The organism is Streptomyces sp. NPDC059166 (genome assembly GCF_042755185.1).
In the GTDB taxonomy this organism is placed as follows: Bacteria; Actinomycetota; Actinomycetes; order Streptomycetales; family Streptomycetaceae; genus Streptomyces.
This window is the reverse complement of the sequence record NZ_JBHZCI010000015.1, coordinates 89102-107754: the sequence shown is the minus strand read 5'-3', so window position 1 is coordinate 107754 and position 18653 is coordinate 89102. Positions and strand designations below refer to the sequence as shown.

The following is an 18653-nucleotide window of genomic DNA, read 5'->3' as shown; positions in this document are numbered from 1 at the left end:
GCCCAAGGGCACCCGCCCTCCCGCATCTAGGAGTCCAACGTGCAGAAAACGTCACCCTCGCTCCCCTGGTACCGCGAGGTGAGCGGCACCCAGTGGAAGTCGTTCTTCGCCGCCTGGATCGGCTATCTCCTGGACGGATTCGACTTCGTCCTCATCACGCTCGTCCTCACCGAGATCAGCGACGACTTCGGCCTGAGCACGGTGGAGGCGGCCAGTCTGGTCTCCGGTGCGTTCATCACGCGCTGGCTGGGCGGCGCCGTTCTGGGGGCCATCGGCGACCGGTACGGCCGCAGGGCCTCGATGGTGCTGTCCATCCTCCTCTACTCGCTGGGCACCTTCGCCTGCGGCTTCGCCTGGAACTACCACAGTCTCTTCGCCGCACGTCTGGCGATCGGTATGGGCATGGCCGGCGAGTACAGCGCCAGCGCCACGTACGTCATGGAGAGCTGGCCCGCCAGGGTTCGCAGCCGGGCCAGCGGCTTCCTCATCTCGGGCTTCTCGGTCGGCTCGGTACTGGCGGCGCAGGTGTACGACTGGGTGGTCCCCTCCCTCGGCTGGCGCTGGATGTTCTACCTGGGGCTGATACCTATCGCGGTCGCGCTGTGGATGCGGCGCGCCCTGCCGGAGGCCGAGGAATGGGCCACGGACGTCGCGGACCGGGGCTCCCGGCCCAATCCCTTCCGGCCGCTGTTCCGGACGCCGCCTCTCGCCGTGGTCAACACCGTCCTGACCGTCGCCGCCACGCTCGCCCTCTTCCTGGTCTTCACCCCGGGGGGCGAGGGTCTGGTGCCGGCGCTGTCGGTGGTCGCCGGGATCGCCCTCGTGGCGCTGGCGGTCCAGCTCGGCGGGAAGCGCGGATGGCTGCTCTACCTCTCGATGATCGTGACCCTGTTCTTCGCGTTCCTCTACTCCTGGCCCATCCAGTCCCTGCTCCCCACCTATCTCAAGACGGAGCTCGGGTACACCACCGGGCAGGTCACGGACGTGCTCTACTTCGCGGGCTTCGGCACCATGGTGGGGTGCTGGGCCGCGGGTTTCCTGGGCGACCGGATCGGCGCGCGGAAGGCGTACGCGCTGACGCTGCTGGCCTCCCTGGCCTTCGTCTACCCGGTGTTCGCCGTCAAGGACGACCTGCTGCTGCTCGGCTGTCTCCTGTTCCTGCTCCAGGCGACCAGCTTCGGGATCTCCGGGCTGCTGCCCCGGTACATCGGCGGGCACTTCCCGACCGCGAGCCGGGGCGCCGCGCTCGGCTTCACGTACAACGTGGGGGCGCTCGGCGGGGCCGTCGCGCCGGTCCTCGGAGCCCACCTGGCTTCCGGGATGGACCTGGGGCAGGCCCTCGCGGTGCTGACGTTCGCCGGGACGGTCATCGTGGTGCTGCTGGTCGGCCTCGACGTGCCCTCCCGCCTCAACCGGCTGACTGATCCGGAGGCGCGGGCGGACCATCTCGCGGCGTCCGCGACGGCCACGGAACCGGCGAGGACGGGGCCTGTCTCCTGACGGGCCCGGCGGGCCTACGGGTAGAAGTGCGTCAGCGACTCGGCGACACAGGCCGGCTTCCCGGAGCCCTCCAGTTCGAAGGTGAAGGACCGCGTCATCTGTACGCCGCCCCGGGCGACCTCGGAGACCCCGGTGACGGTGGCGTGCAGGCGCACCCGGCTGCCGACGGGGACGGGGGCCGGGTGACGCACCCGGTTGACACCGTAGTTGAGCGCCCTCCCCACGCCCGTCACCTGGAGCAGTTCGCCGAACATCGGGATGCCCCAGCTGAGCACCATGTAGCCGTGCGCGATGGTGCGCCCGTACGGGCCGGTCGCGGCGCGTTCGACGTCGGTGTGGATCCACTGGTGGTCCCCGGAGACGTAGGCGTAGGCGTCGATCAGCTCCTGGGTGATCTCCTTCCACTCCGAGCGCCCGAGGTCGCGGCCTTCGAGGGCGAGGATCTCCTGGATACCGTGCGCGGTGAGGGGCATGGGCGGTACTCCGTTCTGCGGGCGGGGTCAGACGGTGGCGGGAGCCGTGCGGGGTGCGGTGAGCTGCTCGCCCGCCTGCTCGTCGTGGTTGGGGCGCTTGAGCAGCAGGAGCATGCAGCCCAGGGTGAGTGCCACCTGGAGGACGGCGTAGACGATGACGGCGGTGATCGAGCCGGTCCGGTTCAGCAGGAACTGGCCGATGATCGGGGTCGTGCCGCCGAGCAGGGTGCCGCAGAGCTGGTAGCAGAGCGAGATGCCCGTGTAGCGCAGGTGGGCCGGGAAGCGGCTGGCCAGCATGCCGGCGAGAGCCGCGTAGTAGAGGCAGTGCGGGATGGTGGCGACGGCGACGCCGACCATGGCCAGGCCGTAGTTCTCGGTGCTGATGAGCACGAACATCAGCGGCATGAGGACCACTTCGGGGACCAGCATCACGACGACGGCGCGCGACCAGCTCTTCATCCGGGTGGCGATGAGCGCGCCGAAGGGCTGGACGATGATCTGCGTGATGTTGGCGACGAGGATGATCGTCAGGAACGAGCTGCGGTCGAAGTCGAGCGACGAGGTGGCCCAGGACAGAGCGAACGTCGACTTGAAGTACGTCGCGGAGAGGCCGATGGTGCAGGCGCCGATGCCGAGGACGATCAGCATGGGGTGGCTGCGCAGGACCTCGGTGAGCGGGAGCTTGACGACTTCCTTCTTCTCGATGAGCTTGGCCATCGCCGGGGACTCGGCGACCTTGAGCCGCACCAGGAGGCCGACCATGACGAGGGCGGCGGAGGCGAGGAAGGGTACGCGCCACCCCCAGGAGACGAACGCGTCGTCGGGGAGTTGGCTGATGGCGAGGAAGCTGAGGGTGGAGAGGGTGTTGCCGACGGGTGAGCCCTGCTGGGCGAACGCCCCGTAGAGCACCGACTTGCCCTTGGGGGCGTGTTCGGAGGCGATCAGTACGGAACCGCCCCACTCACCGCCGAGGCCGATGCCCTGGACCATGCGGATGCAGACCAGCAGGATCGGCGCGGCGACACCGATGGAGGCGTACCCGGGCAGCAGCCCGATGGCGGTGGTCGAGACGCCCATCATCAGCAGGGTGATGACCAGGGTCTTCTTGCGGCCGAGCCGGTCGCCGTAGTGGCCGAAGATGATCCCGCCGAGGGGGCGGGCGAGGAATCCGACCCAGAAGGTGGCGAAGGCGACCAGGGTGCCTATGGGGCCTTCGAGTTCGGGGAAGAACACCTTGTCGAAGACGAGCGCTGCCGCGGTTCCGTAGATGTAGAAGTCGAACCACTCGATGGTGGAGCCTATGAAGGCTCCGAATCCCGCGCGGTTGGCGGCTTTCGTTCGCTCGCGTGCGCTGGTCGCACTCATTGGTGGCTCCCGTGAACATGGTTGATCAAGCGGATGGGGCACCCGGCAGGGCGTCGCCCGAGACGCCCGGCCCGGTGTGAGGAGGGGACGGAAGGGGACGGAGGGGGTCAGGCGGCGACGCGCTCGAAGATCGCGGCGAGGCCCTGGCCGCCTCCGATGCACATGGTCTCGAGTCCGTAGCGTGCCTGGCCGCGGTGCATCTCGCGGCTGAGGGTGGCGAGGATGCGGGCGCCGGTGGCGCCGACCGGATGGCCGAGCGAGACGCCGGATCCGTTGACGTTGATCCGCTGCTCGTGGTCCTTCTCGCCGAGGCCCAGCTCGCGGGTGCAGGCGAGGACCTGGGCGGCGAAGGCCTCGTTGATCTCGATCAGGTCGAGGTCGGCGAGGGTGAGGCCGGCCCGGCCGAGAGCCGCGTGGGTGGCCGGGACGGGGCCGAGGCCCATCGTCGCGGCGGGGACACCCGCGCGGGCGAAGGAGACGAGACGGACGAGCGGGGTGAGCCCGAGCCGTTCGGCGGTTGCGGCGCTGGTGACCAGACAGGCGGCGGCCGCGTCGTTCTGTCCGCTCGCGTTCCCGGCGGTGACGGTGGCGTCGGGGTCCGACTTCACCATGATGGGGCGCAGGGCGGCGAGTTGCTCGGCCGTGGTGTCGGGGCGGGGGTGCTCGTCCGCGGTGACGACGGTGTCGCCCTTCCTTCCGCGTACGGTGACGGCGACGGTCTCCGCGGCGTATCGGCCCTCCTGCGCGGCGCGGGCGGCGCGGGCCTGTGAGCGCAGGGCGAGCGCGTCCTGGTCCGCGCGGCTGATGGAGTAGGCGCGGCGGAGGTTCTCGGCGGTCTCGATCATCCCGCCGGGCACGGGGTGGTGGACGCCGCCGGCCGTGACCCGGCCCCGGGCGAGCGAGTCGTGGAGCTGGAGGCCGGGGCCCTTGATGCCCCAGCGCCCGTCGTGCGTGTAGTAGGGGGCGGCGCTCATGACGTCGACGCCGCCGGCGATGACGACCTCGCTGAACCCCGCCCGGATCTGCATGGCGGCGTCGAGGACGGCCTGGAGTCCGGAGCCGCAGCGCCGGTCCGTCTGGATGCCGGTGACGGTGTCGGGGAGTCCGGCGTCCAGGGCGGCGACGCGGCCGATGGCGGGGGCCTCGGACGTGGGGTAGGCGTGTCCGAGGATGACCTCGTCCACCCGGTCCGGGTCGACGCCGGTGCGGGCGACGACCTCGGAGATCACGCGTGCGGCGAGTGCGGCCGGGGTCTGGGTGGCGAACGCGCCGCCGAACCGCCCGATGGGCGTGCGCAGCGGCTCGCAGATGACGATGTCGGTCTGATCGGGCACGGCGGAACACCTTTCGGCCGGTTCGGGGTGTGGGGTGACCTTCGCACTGGACCACTGAGTCGGTCCAATATCGAGTTACCCCTTGTTCAAGACGCCGTTCGTCTCAATCGAGGGGTTCGGGGGTCGGCAGGGCCGACTCGGCGACCGCGAGCACCGCGCGCAGGGCCGCGGAGGGGTTGTCGGTACGCCAGGCCAGAGCGGCCTGGCGCCGGACGGCCGGGCCGGCCAGGGGCCGGTAGACCAGCCCGTTCTGCTGGATGTGGCGGACGGAGGAGACCGTGATGGTGACGCCGACGCCGGCCGCGACCAGGGCCAGGATCGTGTACGAGTCGGGGGCCTCCTGCACCACGCGGGGGTTGAAGCCGGCTGCCTCGCACACCTGGAACGTCGCGTCGCGCACGGTCGATCCGGCGTTGGCGGGGAAGGAGACGAAGGGTTCCTCGGCGAGGATGCCGATGGGGATGCTCTCCAGCCGTGTGAGCGGGTGGTCGGAGGGCAGCGCGCACAGCAGCTCCTCCTCGTCGATCACCCGGCAGGAGACTCCCGGCTGGGTGACGGGGAGCCGGACGAACCCCAGGTCGAGCGAGCCGTCGGCGACCCGGGAGAGAGCGACGTTCGCGTACGTCTGCCCCTTCATCACCAGCTCGATCCCGGGGTGGGCGGCGCGGACCGCCCGGGTCAGCAGCGGCAGGGTCTCGTGGCTGGAGGCTCCCGCGAAGCCGATGGTGACCCGTCCGTACTCCCCTCGCCCGGCCGCCTTGGCCGCGCGTACGGCGGTGTCGAGGTCGGCGAGGACCGTCCGCACGGGTTCGAGGAAGGACTCACCCGCGCTGGTGAGGCGGACCGAGCGGGTGTTGCGCTCGAAGAGCTGGACTCCGAGCTCCTTCTCCAGCTGCCGGATCTGCTGGCTGAGCGGCGGCTGCGCCATCTGCAGCCGTCTGGCGGCGCGGCCGAAGTGCAGCTCCTCGGCGACGGCGGTGAACGCGGTCAGATGACGCAGTTCCATCGGGCTGTCCATTCATTAACCATCGGTCTTGATTCGACCTTAATTTGGTATTGGACAGCAATCAATGCCCGCTGACACGGTGAGGGACGACCAGCACGCACTCGCCGAGGAGCACCGTGGAGCGGACGGATACGGCCGACGGGCCCAGCAAAGTCATGTCGATGAGGGAGGCCGTCGCCGCCTACGTGCACGACGGGGCGACCGTCGGCATCGAGGGGTTCACCCACCTCGTGCCGACGGCCGCGGGCCACGAGATCATCCGGCAGGGCCGCAAGGACCTCACCGTCGTACGGATGACCGCGGACATCGTGGTCGACCAGATGATCGCCGCGGGCTGCGTCTCCCGGCTGGTCTCGTCCTTCGTGGGCAACTCCTCGGCCGGTTCGCTCGGTGAGCTGCGCCGCAGGATCGAGCGCGCCGACCCGGCGCCGCTGGAGTTCGAGGAGTACAGCCACTACGGAATGGTCTGCCGCTACCTGGCCGGGTCCCAGCGGCTGCCCTTCTACCCGCTGCGCAGCTACGGCGGCAGTGACCTCCCGGGCGTCAATCCCGATCTGCGCAAGGTGACTTCGCCCTATCCGGGACCCGACGGCGAGCCGGAGCAGATCTACGTCGTGCCGCCGGTGAACCCGGATGTGACGATCGTCCACGCCCAGCGGGCCGACCGCCGGGGCAACACCCAGATCTGGGGCCTGACCGGTATCCAGGCCGAGGCGGTGTACGCGGCCGACAAGGCGATCGTGGTCGTCGAGGAGCTCGTCGCGGACGAGGTGGTCCGCTCGGACCCCAACCGCACACTGATCCCCTCCCACGCGGTGGACGCGGTCGTGGTCTGCCCGCGCGGGGCCCATCCCTCGTTCGCCCAGGGCTACTACGACCGGGACAACGCCTTCTACCGGTCCTGGTCGCACATCAGCAAGGATCCGGAACGGCTGCGGGCCTGGCTGGCGGAGTGGGTGTACGGAACGGCCGACCACGCCGAGTACGTCGACAAGCTGGGCGAGGACTTCTGGGCGGGGCTCGCGGTCGGCGAGGCGCTCAGCGAACCGGTGAACTACGGGCGGCGGCTGTGAGCGCGCCGCGGGAGAAGGGACGGCCCATGACCACCACCGCGCCGGAGACCGCCACGTCCTCCGAACTGCTCTCGGTCGTCGCCTCGCGCGAACTGGCCGCCCGGAGGACGGTGTTCGCGGGGATCGGCCTTCCGACGCTCGCCACCGAACTCGCCCGGCTGACCGTCGCGCCGGAGATCGAGGTGGTGTACGAGTCCGGGGTGTGCGGGGCGCATCCCTCGCATCTGCCGGAGACCATCGCCGACGCCGTGCTGATCTCGGGCGCCGAGGCGGTGCTGTCGATGCCTGCGCTGTTCGGCTGCGTGCTCCAGGGCGGCCACATCGACGTGGGATTCCTGGGGGCGGCGCAGATCGACCGGTGGGGCAACCTCAACACCTCGGTCATCGGCGACTGGGAGAGCCCGGCCGTCCGCCTGCCGGGCTCGGGCGGGGCGGTGGAGGTGATGGCCAACTCGCACGAGGTGTTCGTGGTGATGCGCCGCCACAACCCTCGCTCGTTCACCGAGGCCCTGGACTTCTGCACCACACCTGGACCGGACCGCGCGCTCGCCGACGGAATCAGGCCGCTGGGCGCGGGAGTCACCAGGGTCATCACCGAACTGGGCATCCTGGCAAGGGGCGGTGCCGGGGAGGAGCTCCGGCTGATCGCCGTGCACCCCGGTGTGACAGTCGATCAGGTCCGCGAGGCCACGGGCTGGGACCTCCTCGTCGCCGACACCGTTTCCACCGTGCCCGCGCCGACGGCGGCCGAGTTGCGGCTGCTGCGCGAGGATGTCGATCCCGACCGCGTCTACCTTCGCTGAACACCCGCCGCATCTGCCGAGAGGACGTCACCGCCATGCGTATCAGGATCGTCGGCGCCGGAGCCATGGGCCGGGGCATCGCCCAGTGGGCCGCGGTCGCCGGGCACACCGTGGAACTCTGCGACGTCAGGGCCGAGGCGGTGGCCGCGGCCGTGGACTTCGTGCGTTCGATGCTGGAACGCGCGGTCCACAAGGACCGGATGACCTCCGGCGACGCCGCCGCCGCCCTGGAGCGTCTGGTCCCCCTGGACGACCCGTGGGCGCCGGGGCCGGAGGTCGAACTGGTCGTTGAGGCCGTACGGGAGGATCTGGGCACCAAGGCGGAGGTCTTCGGGAAGCTGGAGGGCGTCCTGCCGGATTCGGCCGTGTTCGCGACGAACACCTCCTCCCTGTCCGTGACCCGGATCGCCGCGTCGCTGAGGGATCCCGGGCGCCTGGCCGGGCTGCACTTCTTCAACCCCGTGCCGCTGATGAAGATCGTCGAGGTGGTGCCGGGTGCGGCGACCCGCCCGGAGATCCCACCGGCCCTGACGGCGCTGGTCGAGAGCTGCGGTCACCGCGCGGTGACCGTCGCCGACACCCCGGGCTTCCTGGTCAACCACGCCGGGCGCGGCCTGGTGACGGAGGCGCTGGCGCTGCTGGAGGAGTCGGTGGCGGACCCGGCGGGGATCGACCGGATCGCCCGGGACGTGCTGGGCCTGCGGATGGGGCCCTTCGAGCTCATGGACCTCACCGGGCTCGACGTCACGGCCGCGGTGATCGACTCGATCTGGCAGGGCTTCCGACACGACGCCCGGCTGCGCCCCTCCTTCCTCACCCCGAACCGGGTGACCGCGGGGCTGCACGGGCGCAAGACCGGGCAGGGCTGGTTCCCGTACGGGCCCGAGGCGACGGGGCCCGCTCCGGAGGCGCCGGTGACGGGTGACGCCGGGCGGCCGGTGTTCGTGGCGGGCGGACGGGGCGATGAGCTCCGCAGCGTGCTGACCGCCGCGGGAGCGGCCGTCGAGGACGGCACCGGGCCCTCCGCCGACGCGGTCGTGCTCGTCCCCGTCTGGGGGACGACCGTGGCCGCAGCCGCCGCGGAGTGGGCACTGCCGGCCGCGCGTACCTTCGGGGTCGACCCGCTGCCCCCGTCGGGCCGCCGCCGGGTGCTCGCGGTGACCCCGGCGGCCGATCCGGCCGCGGCTCGGGACGCGCGCGCGGTCCTGGCCCGCGCGGCGGACGGTCAGGATCCGTACGCCGTGTCCGTGGTGCGCGACACCGCGGGCTCGGTGGCACAGCGGCTGCTGGCGTCGGTCGTGTCGGTCGCGACCTCGATCGCGGAGCGTTCACTGGCCACCCCGGCGGACATCGATCTGGCGGTGACGACGGGCCTGGGCTACCCGACGGGGCCGCTGGCCTGGGGTGACCGGATCGGCGCCGCCCGGCTGCTGGAGCTGCAGCGGTCCCTGCACGCGACGACGGGTGACCCGCGGTACCGGCCGACGCGGTGGCTGACGGAACGCGCCCAGCTGGGTCTCGCGCTGACGGATCCGGGCACCGCACCGGCGGACTGCGCGTAGGGCGCACGGGGCGGCGCCTCCGGGGCAGGGCTCGTGACCGGTCGTACGGATCCGGTCGCGGGCCGGGGCTCCGCGGGCCCGCTCCGACGTGGCGTCCGGCACATCGGCACACGGCACGGCCCCGCGGTCGCCGGGAGGGCCGGGCGGGCCGTCAGGAGGCGTCCTTGTCGCGGGGGCCGTGCAGCCGGGACCTGAGGTCGTCCGGAGGCAGGAAGCGCGACCACCGCTCGGGGAACTCGGACGGCATGGACACGTCCTCGTCGTCGTCGGCGTAGGCGTCCCACTCGGAGACCTGGGTCCGGGCGAGGAGTTCGGCCGCCTGTGCCGCCTTCACACGGTCGTTGGCGGCGCGAGCGGCCGCCGTGGCCAGCGACGGCCAGACACGGTCGATCGCGGCATTCACGGCAGCTCCGACGAGAACGGCGAAAGCGGAGATACCTATCCATAGCAGGACGGCGATCGGCGCGGCCAACGAGCCGTAGATGGTGGGGCCTTCGACGGTGCTCGTGAGGTAGATCCGCAGGAGGAAACTGCCCAGGACCCACATGCCCAGGGCCACGAGAGCGCCGGGCACGTCCTCCATCCAGGGCGAACGGACCGGGACGGACACGTGGTAGAGCGTCGTCAGGAAGGCGATGGACAGGACGATGACCAGCGGCCAGTAGAGGACGGACAGCACCTCCGTCCCCCAGGGGACGAACTCCACCACCCGGTCGGGCCCGACCACCAGCAGCGGCAGCACGACGGCCCCCAGCAGCAGGGCGACCACGTACAGCAGGAAGGCCAGCAGCCGGGTCTTGACGATGCCCCGGTGGCCGTCGAGTCCGTACATCACGGTGATGGTGTCGATGAAGACGTTCACCGCGCGTGAGCCGGACCAGAGCGCGATCGCGAAGCCGAGGGAGATGACGTCGGGGCGTGCCCCGGTGGTCACGTCGGCTATGAGCGGTCTGGCGATGTCGTTGACGCCCCGCTCGGACAGGACCGTCTGCACCGCGCCGAGGATGTTGCGTTCGATCGAGGCGACGGTGGTGGTGGACGTCCAGTCGTCGACGTAGCCGAGCAGGCCGATCAGGCCGAGCAGCAGGGGTGGCAACGACAGCAGGGTGAAGAAGGCGGCCTCCGCCGCGAGGCCCAGAATGCGGTACTCGACACACGAATTGACCGTGTCCTTGAGCAACTGCCACGCCATCTGCCGCTTCGAGACGTTGCGGTAGAGGACTCGGGCCCGGTGGAGTCGGCCCGGTGGCCGCTCGGGTGTTTCATTTGCTGCCTGCACGTCCTTACCGTATCGGCATGGCAGCAAGCACCCACACAGTGACCAACCAGGTTCCGCCGCTGACCGGCTACGACGTGTACGGGGGCGACCTGGTACTGACCGAGGCCGTCGAACGGCACCTCCCGGCCGGGGCGCTCGACGAGGCACGGGGGGAACTGCGCACGCTGGGCCTGTCCGCAGGCTCCGCGCAGGCCCAGGGGTGGGGTGCGGCGGCGAACGAGAACCCGCCGCGGCTGCGGACGCACGACCGGTACGGGAACCGGGTCGACGAGGTGGACTTCCACCCCGCCTGGCACCGCCTCCTCGGCCACGCGGTCTCCGCCGGGCTGACGGACGCCTGGGGCAGGGAGGGCGGCCATGTGCGGCGCGCGGCCGGTTTCCTGGTCTGGACGCAGGCCGAGGCCGGGCACGGCTGTCCGCTGTCGATGACGCACGCGGCGGTCCCGGCGCTTCGGGCGGACCCGACGCTGGCCGCCGAGTGGGAACCGCTGCTGACCTCACGGGTGTACGAGCGGGAGCTGCGCCCGGCGCCGGAGAAGTCCGGCGCGCTCCTGGGGATGGGTATGACGGAGAAGCAGGGCGGCTCCGACGTACGGGCCAACACCACGCGGGCCGAACCGCTGACCGGCGAGGGCGAGTACCTGCTCACCGGCCACAAGTGGTTCTGCTCCGCTCCGATGTCAGACGGCTTCCTGGTGCTGGCGCAGGCTCCTGGCGGGCTCAGCTGCTTCCTGGTGCCCAGGGTCCTGCCGGACGGTGCCCGCAACGTGTTCGCGATCCAGCGCCTCAAGGACAAGCTGGGCAACCGGTCCAACGCCTCCGCCGAGGTCGAGTTCGACGGCACGTGGGCGCGGAGGGTCGGCGAGGAGGGCCGTGGGGTCCGCACCATCATCCCGATGGTGGCGGCGACCAGGCTGGACTGCGTGACCGGATCGGCGGCGCTGATGCGCCAGGCGGTGGCGCAGGCGGTCCACCACTGTGCCCACAGGAGCGTGTCCGGCGGCCCGCTCGTCGACAAGCCGCTGATGCGCAACGTGCTCGCGGACCTGGCCCTGGAGTCGGAGGCGGCGACGACGCTCGCCCTGCGGCTGGCCGCCGCCTGCGACGCGGACACCGAGCAGGAGCGGGCGTTCCTGCGCATCGCGGTGCCGACGGCGAAGTACTGGGTGACCAAGCGTTGCGCCGCGGTCGTCGGGGAGGCGCTGGAGTGCCTCGGCGGCAACGGCTACGTCGAGGAGTCCGGGATGCCCCGGCTGCTGCGGGAGGCGCCGCTGAACTCCCTCTGGGAGGGATCGGGCAACGTGCAGGCGCTCGATGTGCTGCGCGCCCTGCGACGGGAGCCGGCGGCCTTCGACGCGTTCCTGCGCGAGGTGGGGAGGGCCCGCGGCGCCGACCACCGTCTCGACGGAGCGATCAAGGACCTGCTGACCGAGCTCGCGGACCTCGACGCCGTCGAGGCGCGGGCCAGGCGGCTGGTGGAGCGGATGGCGCTGGTGCTCCAGGGCTCGCTGCTGGTGCGCTGGGCACCGCCGGAGGTCGCGGACGCGTACTGCGCCTCACGGCTCGGGCGCGACGGCGGCTCGTCCTTCGGGACGTTGCCGCACACTCCGGACCTCGCCGCGATCGTGCGCCGGGCGCGGGTGCGGGAGGGATAGGGCAAACGAAGGAGGGTGATGCTGCGCCGACACGGCACCACCCTCCACGCTTGTGCACCACCTCGCGGCGGTCGAGGACCGCCGCACGGTGTCACACCACTCTCGTACGCACCTGGGCACGTCACCAGAGTTGCAAAGGGTTGCAATCATTACGTGGAGGCCGGGTCAGGGACGTGGCCCGCACGGCAGGATGGTTCCCTCTGGGCCGGTTGCCGCACGGCCGGGCCCACGCCTTGTTGGGGGGACCGTCATGGACACACGCTCTGCGGCGCCGGACCGGCCGGGAGGCGGACCCGGCCCGGCACTGCCCCAGCGGCTGATCCACCGCGCCCGGGAGGCCCGGATGGCGGGTGAGCGTACGGCAGCGGCCCCTCGTGCGGAGATCGACGCGTCGTGGGACCGCGTCATGGCCAGCGGGATCGACCCGGGCCAGTCGCCGGAGAGCAGCCTGCTGGAGATGGAGGAGATCGAGCACCGGCGCAGCGGCACGGTGCTGGGTGAGGTGATGCCGCTGCTGCGGGAGGGCCTGGCCAGGAGCGCGGACGCGGCGCGGCAGATCATGGTGGTCACCGACCCGGAGGGCCGGGTCCTGTGGCGCCAGGGGAACGCGGCCGTGATGCGCCGGGCGAAGGACATCTGTCTGGAGGAGGGTGCGGCCTGGGCGGAGTCGGCCACGGGGACCAACGCCATCGGCACCGCGCTCGCCGCGCGCACCCCGGTCCAGGTCCACTCCGCCGAGCACTTCATCCGCGCCCTGCACGGCTGGACCTGCGCCGCGGCCCCGGTGCGTGACCCGAGGGACGGCCAGCTGGTGGGGATCGTCGACATCAGCGGTCCCGCGTCCACCTTCCACCCGGCGACCCTGGCGCTGGTCGGTTCGGTGGCGGCGCTGGCGGAGAGCGAGCTTCGCGGCCGGCATCTGGTCGCGATCGAACGGCTGCGTTCGGTCGGGGCGCCGCTGCTGTGCAAGCTGGGCGGACGCGCGCTGGTGGTGGACACCCACGGCTGGCTGGCCGCGGTGAGCGGGATGCCGCCCGTGGACCGGCTGCCGCTGCCGAAGTCGCTGGCGCCGGGGCCCGTATGGCTGGCCCCCCTCGGTATGTGCCGCGTGGAGCCGCTGCCCGGCGGCTGGCTGGTGCAGGTCACCGACGGGGCTCACGACGGGCCTCCGCGCCGGGTGGTGCTCGACCTGAGCCGCGAGCGGGACCTCGCGGTGCACGTGGCCGGCCCGGTGGCGACCTGGAAGCACCGCCTCTCCCCCCGCCACGCGGAACTGCTGTACGCGCTGGCGCTGCACCGGGAGGGGCGTACGGCCGCGGAGCTCGCTCTAGACGTCTTCGGCGACGCCTCGCGGACGGTGACGGTGAGGGCGGAGGTCTCGCGGATCCGCCGCCGTCTCGCGGAGGTTCTCGAGCACCGGCCGTACAGGTTCCGCGAGGGGGTGGTGGTGGAGGTCGCCCACCCCGAGGTGCCCGCGGACCTGTTACCGCGGTCGACGGCTCCGGTGGTGCTCCGCGCGCGGGCGCCCGAGGGTGCCCGCTGAGCGGGGGCGGGTTCGTCGCGGGGCCGTGGCCATGGTTTTCTGACGTCATGAGCGACCGCACCTCCTCCTCCCCCGCCCACGCCGACGTGACCGTCTGGTATCTGGAACAGACGTCGCCCGAGGACCTGCGCCCCGCCTCCGCCCCCGGAGCGGGTGTGACGGTCATGCGCTCGCAGACTCCGCTGCCGGAGTTCAGCCGCTTCCTCTACACGGCGGTGGGCGCCGACGTGCGGTGGACCGACCGGCTGTCGCTCACCCACGCGCAGTGGCGGGAGATCCTGGAGCGGCCGGGAGGCGAGACGTGGGTGGCGTACGAGAACGGGACCCCGGCGGGGTTCATCGAGCTGGACGCCCAGGAGGACGGTGCCGTCGAGGTCGTGTACTTCGGTCTGCTGCCCGCGTTCAGGGGACGCCGGATCGGCGGGCATCTGCTGTCCTGCGGGGTGGCGCGTGCCTGGGACCTCGCGGAGCGCCACCCGGACCGGACGCCGACGAAGCGGGTGTGGCTGCACACCTGCTCGGACGACGGCCCGCACGCGATGGACAACTACCTGCGGCGTGGCTTCCGCCTCTTCGACACCCGGACCGAACGCGAGGCGGTGACCGCCCACCCCGGGCTCTGGCCCGGCGCGGAGGCCTGATCATGCCCACTTCTGTCGCTTTGTCGACAGGGCGGCGTGACCGGGACCACACCGTCTCATATTGCAGGACCACCGCGTCCACATAGTGGATCGTGGTGGACTGGCCCGAGATCCGCGTGACACGCTTCCGTCATGTCTGGAACTGGAATTGCCTTGGTGAGTCGGCGGCACGTCGACCTCGGCCGCATGTCCAGCGCCATCTGTCCGGTCCGCTGAGAACTTCCAGCACCGCGAATTCCCCGATCTCACGCTCCACCCCTGCGCACCGCCGCGCCTCGCGCGAGTGTGCAGTTCAGAGCCGCCCTCCTGCAGTCCCGAAGGACGTATCGCCATGGCCGCCAGCCCCGAGAAGCCTGCTACCGCCACGCCCCGCCGCAAGGCCGGACGTCACCGTGGTGAAGGTCAGTGGGCCATGGGTCACTTCACCCCGCTGAACGGGAACGAGCAGTTCAAGAAGGACGACGACAGTCTCAACGTGCGGACACGCATTGAGACGATCTACTCCAAGCGTGGATTCGACTCGATCGACCCGAACGACCTGCGCGGCCGTATGCGCTGGTGGGGGCTCTACACCCAGCGCAAGCCCGGGATCGACGGTGGCAAGACCGCGATCCTGGAGCCGGAGGAGCTCGACGACCGCTACTTCATGCTGCGGGTGCGCATCGACGGCGGACGGCTGACCACCCCGCAGCTCCGGGTGATCGGTGAGATCTCCGAGGAGTACGCACGCGGGACGGCCGACATCACCGACCGGCAGAACGTCCAGCTGCACTGGATCCGCATCGAGGACGTCCCCGCGATCTGGGAGAAGCTGGAAGCGGTAGGGCTCTCGACCACCGAGGCCTGCGGCGACTGCCCCCGCGTGATCATCGGGTCGCCGGTGGCCGGCATCGCGGCCGACGAGATCATCGACGGCACCCCCGCCGTGGACGAGATCCACGAGCGCTACATCGGCAGCCCCGAGTTCTCCAACCTGCCGCGGAAGTTCAAGACCGCGATCTCCGGTTCCCCCGTGCAGGACGTGGTGCACGAGATCAACGACATCGCCTTCGTCGGTGTGGTGCACCCGGAACACGGCCCGGGCTTCGACCTGTGGGTCGGCGGAGGGCTCTCCACCAACCCGCGGTTCGCCGAACGCCTGGGCGCCTGGGTGCCGTTGGACGAGGTCGCGGACGTCTGGGCCGGTGTGGTCGGCATCTTCCGCGACTACGGCTACCGCCGTCTGCGCACCCGCGCCCGTCTGAAGTTCCTGATGGCCGACTGGGGTCCGGAGAAGTTCCGCCAGATCCTCGAGGACGAGTACCTCAAGCGTCCGCTGCTCGACGGCCCCGCACCGGAGCAGCCCTCCTCCCGCTGGCGCGACCACATCGGTGTGCACCCCCAGAACGACGGCCGGTTCTACGTCGGCTTCGCCCCGCGCGTCGGCCGGGTGGACGGGTCCACCCTCGCCAAGATCGCCGATCTGGCCGAGGCGCACGGCTCCGGCCGGGTCCGCACCACCGTCGAGCAGAAGATGCTGATCCTCGACGTCGCGCAGGACCAGGTCGAGTCGCTCTCCGCCGGGCTGGAGGCCCTGGGCTTCCAGGTGAAGCCGTCGCCCTTCCGCCGCGGCACGATGGCCTGCACCGGCATCGAGTTCTGCAAGCTGGCGATCGTCGAGACGAAGGCGCGGGGCGCCTCGCTCATCGACGAACTCGAGCGCCGCATGCCGGACTTCGAGGAGCCGCTCACCATCAACATCAACGGCTGCCCCAACGCCTGCGCCCGCATCCAGACGGCGGACATCGGCCTCAAGGGCCAGCTGATGCTGGACGGCGACGGCAACCAGGTCGAGGGCTACCAGGTGCACCTCGGCGGCGCGCTCGGCCTGGAGGCCGGCTTCGGCCGCAAGGTCCGCGGGCTGAAGGTCACCTCCGCCGAACTCCCGGACTACATCGAGCGCGTGCTCGGACGGTTCCAGGAGGAGCGCGAGGACGGCGAGCGCTTCGCCACCTGGGCCGCCCGGGCCGGTGCGGAGTCGCTGTCATGAGCGGACGAGCCGCGCCGTTCTACTGCCCCTACTGCGGCGACGAGGACCTGCGTCCGCACGAGGAGGGCCACGGAGCGTGGGAATGCGCTTCCTGCAACCGTGCGTTCCAGCTGAAGTTCGTGGGTCTGCTGACCCGGGGACTTCAGCGCAACGACGGAGAAGGGGACGGGACATGACGGACACTCTGCGAGCGGACGCACTCACCGACGAGGCCCTGAAGGACCTGGCCGAACAGGCCGGGCGCGACCTGGAGGACGCCTCCGCGAGCGACATCCTGACCTGGGCGGCCGAGACCTTCGGCAAGCGCTTCTGCGTCACCTCCTCCATGGAGGACGCGGTCGTGGCACACCTGGCGTCCAGGGTCTTCCCCGGGGTGGACGTCGTCTTCCTGGACACCGGTTACCACTTCGAGGAGACCATCGGCACCCGGGACGCCGTGGGCGCGGTGATGGACGTCAACCTCATCACCCTGACCCCGCGTCAGACGGTGGCCGAGCAGGACGCCGAGTACGGGCCGAAACTGCACGACCGCGACCCCGACCTGTGCTGCGCGCTGCGCAAGGTGAAGCCGCTGGAGGAAGGGCTGACCGCGTACAGCGCCTGGGCCACGGGGCTGCGCCGCGACGAGTCCCCCACCAGGGCGAACACGCCCGTCGTGGGCTGGGACGAGAAGCGCCGCAAGGTGAAGGTCTCGCCGATCGCCCGCTGGACCCAGGCCGACGTGGACGCGTACGTCGCCGAGCACGGCGTACTGACCAACCCGCTGCTGATGGACGGCTACGCCTCCGTCGGCTGCGCGCCCTGCACCCGCCGGGTGCTGGAGGGCGAGGACGCGCGGGCCGGCCGCTGGGCCGGACGCGGCAAGACCGAGTGCGGGCTGCACGGCTGATGACGACTGATCAGGAGATATCGATGAGCGTGACGGAGACGGGGGCCACCGTCTGGCTCACCGGTCTGCCGAGCGCGGGCAAGACCACCATCGCCTACGAACTGGCGGGCCGGCTGCGCGCCGAGGGCCACCGGGTCGAGGTGCTGGACGGCGACGAGATCCGGGAGTTCCTCTCCGCGGGCCTCGGCTTCTCCCGCGAGGACCGTCACACCAACGTCCAGCGGATCGGCTTCGTCGCCGAACTGCTGGCCGCCAACGGCGTGAAGGTCCTGGTCCCGGTCATCGCCCCCTACGCCGACAGCCGCGACGCCGTGCACAAGCGTCATCTGCAGGAGGGCACCGCGTACCTGGAGGTGCACGTCGCGACGCCGGTCGAGGTGTGCTCCGAGCGCGATGTGAAGGGGCTCTACGCCAAGCAGGCGGCGGGCGAGATCAGCGGCCTCACCGGGGTCGACGACCCCTACGAGGCACCCGAGTCGCCGGATCTGCGGATCGAGTCGCACCAGCAGACCGTGCAGGAGTCCGCAGCGGCGCTTCACGCGCTGCTCACCGAGAGGGGCCTGGCGTGAGCACCGTCGCCACCGTGCCGGAAGGCACCGTCAACCCGTACGCGCTGAGCCATCTGGACTCCCTGGAGTCGGAGGCCGTGCACATCTTCCGTGAGGTCGCGGGTGAGTTCGAGCGGCCGGTGATCCTCTTCTCCGGCGGCAAGGACTCGATCCTGATGCTGCACCTCGCGCTGAAGGCGTTCGCCCCGGCCCCGATCCCCTTCACGCTCCTGCACGTGGACACCGGGCACAACTTCCCCGAGGTCCTCGACTACCGCGACCGCACCGTGGAGAAGCACGGGCTCCGTCTGCACGTCGCCTCCGTGCAGGAGTACATCGACGCGGGCAAGCTCCGTGAGCGTCCCGACGGCACCCGCAACCCCCTGCAGACGGTCCCGCTCACCGAGGCCATCCAGCAGCACCGCTTCGACGCGGTGTTCGGCGGCGGACGCCGCGACGAGGAGAAGGCCCGCGCCAAGGAGCGCGTCTTCTCCCTGCGCGACGAGTTCTCCCAGTGGGACCCCCGCCGGCAGCGCCCGGAGCTGTGGCAGCTCTACAACGGCCGCCACGCCGCCGGTGAGCACGTCCGCGTCTTCCCGATCTCCAACTGGACCGAGCTGGACGTCTGGCAGTACATCGAGCGGGAGGGCATCGAGCTCCCGGAGATCTACTTCGCCCACGAGCGCGAGGTCTTCAGCCGCAACGGCATGTGGCTGACCGCCGGCGAATGGGGCGGACCCAAGGAGCACGAGAGGACCGAGACCCGGCAGGTGCGCTACCGCACCGTCGGCGACATGTCCTGCACCGGCGCCGTCGACTCCGACGCGACCACCCTGGACGCCGTCATCACCGAGATCGCCGCCTCCCGCCTGACCGAGCGGGGCGCGACCCGCGCCGACGACAAGATGTCCGAGGCCGCGATGGAAGACCGCAAGCGCGAGGGGTACTTCTAG

General features: G+C 71.2%; 18 protein-coding genes. 13 read left to right on the top strand and 5 right to left on the bottom strand.

Annotation, left to right across the window (positions count from 1 at the left end; translation table 11 throughout):
- Positions 1-39: 39 nt before the first annotated feature.
- The gene (locus ACFXOA_RS13970) at positions 40-1500 is read left to right on the top strand and encodes a sialate:H+ symport family MFS transporter (protein ID WP_385026598.1); all 1461 of its coding nucleotides are present in this window, start codon (positions 40-42) and stop codon (positions 1498-1500) included.
- Positions 1501-1514: 14 nt separating this feature from the next.
- Here the strand turns inward: ACFXOA_RS13970 and ACFXOA_RS13965 are convergent, their stop codons facing one another.
- The 4 genes from ACFXOA_RS13965 to ACFXOA_RS13950 form a co-directional block, all read right to left on the bottom strand.
- Positions 1515-1973 (bottom strand): MaoC family dehydratase, encoded by a 459-nt coding sequence (locus ACFXOA_RS13965; RefSeq protein WP_385026595.1) that lies wholly within the window; start codon positions 1971-1973, stop codon positions 1515-1517.
- Between the two features lie 27 nt (positions 1974-2000).
- A complete protein-coding gene (locus ACFXOA_RS13960; protein ID WP_385026592.1) occupies positions 2001-3338 on the bottom strand; it encodes an MFS transporter in 1338 nt (445 codons plus the stop codon).
- Positions 3339-3445: 107 nt separating this feature from the next.
- Positions 3446-4672 carry an acetyl-CoA C-acetyltransferase gene (locus tag ACFXOA_RS13955; RefSeq protein ID WP_385026589.1) on the bottom strand — a complete coding sequence of 409 codons (1227 nt, stop codon included), beginning with the start codon at positions 4670-4672 and terminating at the stop codon, positions 3446-3448.
- 103 nt (positions 4673-4775) lie between these two features.
- Entirely contained in the window at positions 4776-5678 is a 903-nt protein-coding gene (locus ACFXOA_RS13950; protein WP_385026736.1) for a LysR substrate-binding domain-containing protein, read from the bottom strand.
- A gap of 155 nt (positions 5679-5833) precedes the next feature.
- On the opposite strand from ACFXOA_RS13950, the gene ACFXOA_RS13945 reads away from it, so the two are divergent.
- The 3 genes from ACFXOA_RS13945 to ACFXOA_RS13935 are packed head-to-tail and all read left to right on the top strand — an operon-like array spanning position 5834 to position 9116.
- A complete protein-coding gene (locus tag ACFXOA_RS13945; protein WP_385026733.1) occupies positions 5834-6751 on the top strand; it encodes a CoA transferase subunit A in 918 nt (305 codons plus the stop codon).
- A gap of 26 nt (positions 6752-6777) precedes the next feature.
- Positions 6778-7554, top strand: coding sequence for a CoA-transferase subunit beta (locus ACFXOA_RS13940; protein WP_385026586.1), 777 nt, complete (start codon positions 6778-6780; stop codon positions 7552-7554).
- A gap of 35 nt (positions 7555-7589) precedes the next feature.
- On the top strand, positions 7590-9116 hold the full coding sequence (locus ACFXOA_RS13935; protein ID WP_385026583.1) for a 3-hydroxyacyl-CoA dehydrogenase: 1527 nt from the start codon (positions 7590-7592) through the stop codon (positions 9114-9116).
- 151 nt (positions 9117-9267) lie between these two features.
- Here the strand turns inward: ACFXOA_RS13935 and ACFXOA_RS13930 are convergent, their stop codons facing one another.
- Positions 9268-10395 carry a YihY/virulence factor BrkB family protein gene (locus ACFXOA_RS13930; RefSeq protein WP_385026580.1) on the bottom strand — a complete coding sequence of 376 codons (1128 nt, stop codon included), beginning with the start codon at positions 10393-10395 and terminating at the stop codon, positions 9268-9270.
- Positions 10396-10412: 17 nt separating this feature from the next.
- Between ACFXOA_RS13930 and ACFXOA_RS13925 the strand changes: the two genes are divergently transcribed.
- From ACFXOA_RS13925 to cysD, 9 genes are all read left to right on the top strand, one after another.
- Complete coding sequence (locus ACFXOA_RS13925; protein ID WP_385026577.1) at positions 10413-12050, top strand: acyl-CoA dehydrogenase family protein; 1638 nt, start codon at positions 10413-10415, stop codon at positions 12048-12050.
- 250 nt (positions 12051-12300) lie between these two features.
- Positions 12301-13593, top strand: a complete 1293-nt coding sequence (locus ACFXOA_RS13920; RefSeq protein ID WP_385026574.1) for a GAF domain-containing protein — start codon at positions 12301-12303, stop codon at positions 13591-13593.
- 47 nt (positions 13594-13640) lie between these two features.
- Positions 13641-14234 (top strand): GNAT family N-acetyltransferase, encoded by a 594-nt coding sequence (locus ACFXOA_RS13915; protein WP_385026571.1) that lies wholly within the window; start codon positions 13641-13643, stop codon positions 14232-14234.
- Positions 14235-14366: 132 nt separating this feature from the next.
- The gene (locus ACFXOA_RS13910) at positions 14367-14450 is read left to right on the top strand and encodes a putative leader peptide (RefSeq protein ID WP_349817346.1); all 84 of its coding nucleotides are present in this window, start codon (positions 14367-14369) and stop codon (positions 14448-14450) included.
- A gap of 115 nt (positions 14451-14565) precedes the next feature.
- A complete protein-coding gene (locus ACFXOA_RS13905) occupies positions 14566-16263 on the top strand; it encodes a nitrite/sulfite reductase (RefSeq protein ID WP_385026568.1) in 1698 nt (565 codons plus the stop codon).
- Positions 16260-16439, top strand: a complete 180-nt coding sequence (locus ACFXOA_RS13900; RefSeq protein ID WP_385026565.1) for a hypothetical protein — start codon at positions 16260-16262, stop codon at positions 16437-16439. The genes ACFXOA_RS13905 and ACFXOA_RS13900 overlap by 4 nt, the downstream gene beginning before the upstream one ends.
- Positions 16436-17152, top strand: coding sequence for a phosphoadenylyl-sulfate reductase (locus tag ACFXOA_RS13895; protein ID WP_385026562.1), 717 nt, complete (start codon positions 16436-16438; stop codon positions 17150-17152). The genes ACFXOA_RS13900 and ACFXOA_RS13895 overlap by 4 nt, the downstream gene beginning before the upstream one ends.
- A gap of 23 nt (positions 17153-17175) precedes the next feature.
- A complete protein-coding gene (gene cysC / locus ACFXOA_RS13890; protein WP_385026559.1) occupies positions 17176-17721 on the top strand; it encodes an adenylyl-sulfate kinase in 546 nt (181 codons plus the stop codon).
- Positions 17718-18653, top strand: a complete 936-nt coding sequence (cysD, locus tag ACFXOA_RS13885) for a sulfate adenylyltransferase subunit CysD (protein WP_385026556.1) — start codon at positions 17718-17720, stop codon at positions 18651-18653. Before cysC ends, cysD begins: the two co-directional genes overlap by 4 nt.

Coding starts and splice junctions, on each gene's coding strand:
- ACFXOA_RS13920 (WP_385026574.1), top strand. CDS start 12,301: ATGGACACACGCTCTGCGGCGCCGGACCGGCCGGGAGGCGGACCCGGC.
- ACFXOA_RS13945 (WP_385026733.1), top strand. CDS start 5,834: ATGTCGATGAGGGAGGCCGTCGCCGCCTACGTGCACGACGGGGCGACC.
- ACFXOA_RS13905 (WP_385026568.1), top strand. CDS start 14,566: ATGGCCGCCAGCCCCGAGAAGCCTGCTACCGCCACGCCCCGCCGCAAG.
- ACFXOA_RS13925 (WP_385026577.1), top strand. CDS start 10,413: ATGGCAGCAAGCACCCACACAGTGACCAACCAGGTTCCGCCGCTGACC.
- ACFXOA_RS13940 (WP_385026586.1), top strand. CDS start 6,778: ATGACCACCACCGCGCCGGAGACCGCCACGTCCTCCGAACTGCTCTCG.
- ACFXOA_RS13965 (WP_385026595.1), bottom strand. CDS start 1,973: ATGCCCCTCACCGCGCACGGTATCCAGGAGATCCTCGCCCTCGAAGGC.
- ACFXOA_RS13910 (WP_349817346.1), top strand. CDS start 14,367: ATGTCTGGAACTGGAATTGCCTTGGTGAGTCGGCGGCACGTCGACCTC.
- ACFXOA_RS13900 (WP_385026565.1), top strand. CDS start 16,260: ATGAGCGGACGAGCCGCGCCGTTCTACTGCCCCTACTGCGGCGACGAG.
- ACFXOA_RS13935 (WP_385026583.1), top strand. CDS start 7,590: ATGCGTATCAGGATCGTCGGCGCCGGAGCCATGGGCCGGGGCATCGCC.
- ACFXOA_RS13895 (WP_385026562.1), top strand. CDS start 16,436: ATGACGGACACTCTGCGAGCGGACGCACTCACCGACGAGGCCCTGAAG.
- ACFXOA_RS13960 (WP_385026592.1), bottom strand. CDS start 3,338: ATGAGTGCGACCAGCGCACGCGAGCGAACGAAAGCCGCCAACCGCGCG.
- ACFXOA_RS13915 (WP_385026571.1), top strand. CDS start 13,641: ATGAGCGACCGCACCTCCTCCTCCCCCGCCCACGCCGACGTGACCGTC.
- cysC (WP_385026559.1), top strand. CDS start 17,176: ATGAGCGTGACGGAGACGGGGGCCACCGTCTGGCTCACCGGTCTGCCG.
- ACFXOA_RS13950 (WP_385026736.1), bottom strand. CDS start 5,678: ATGGAACTGCGTCATCTGACCGCGTTCACCGCCGTCGCCGAGGAGCTG.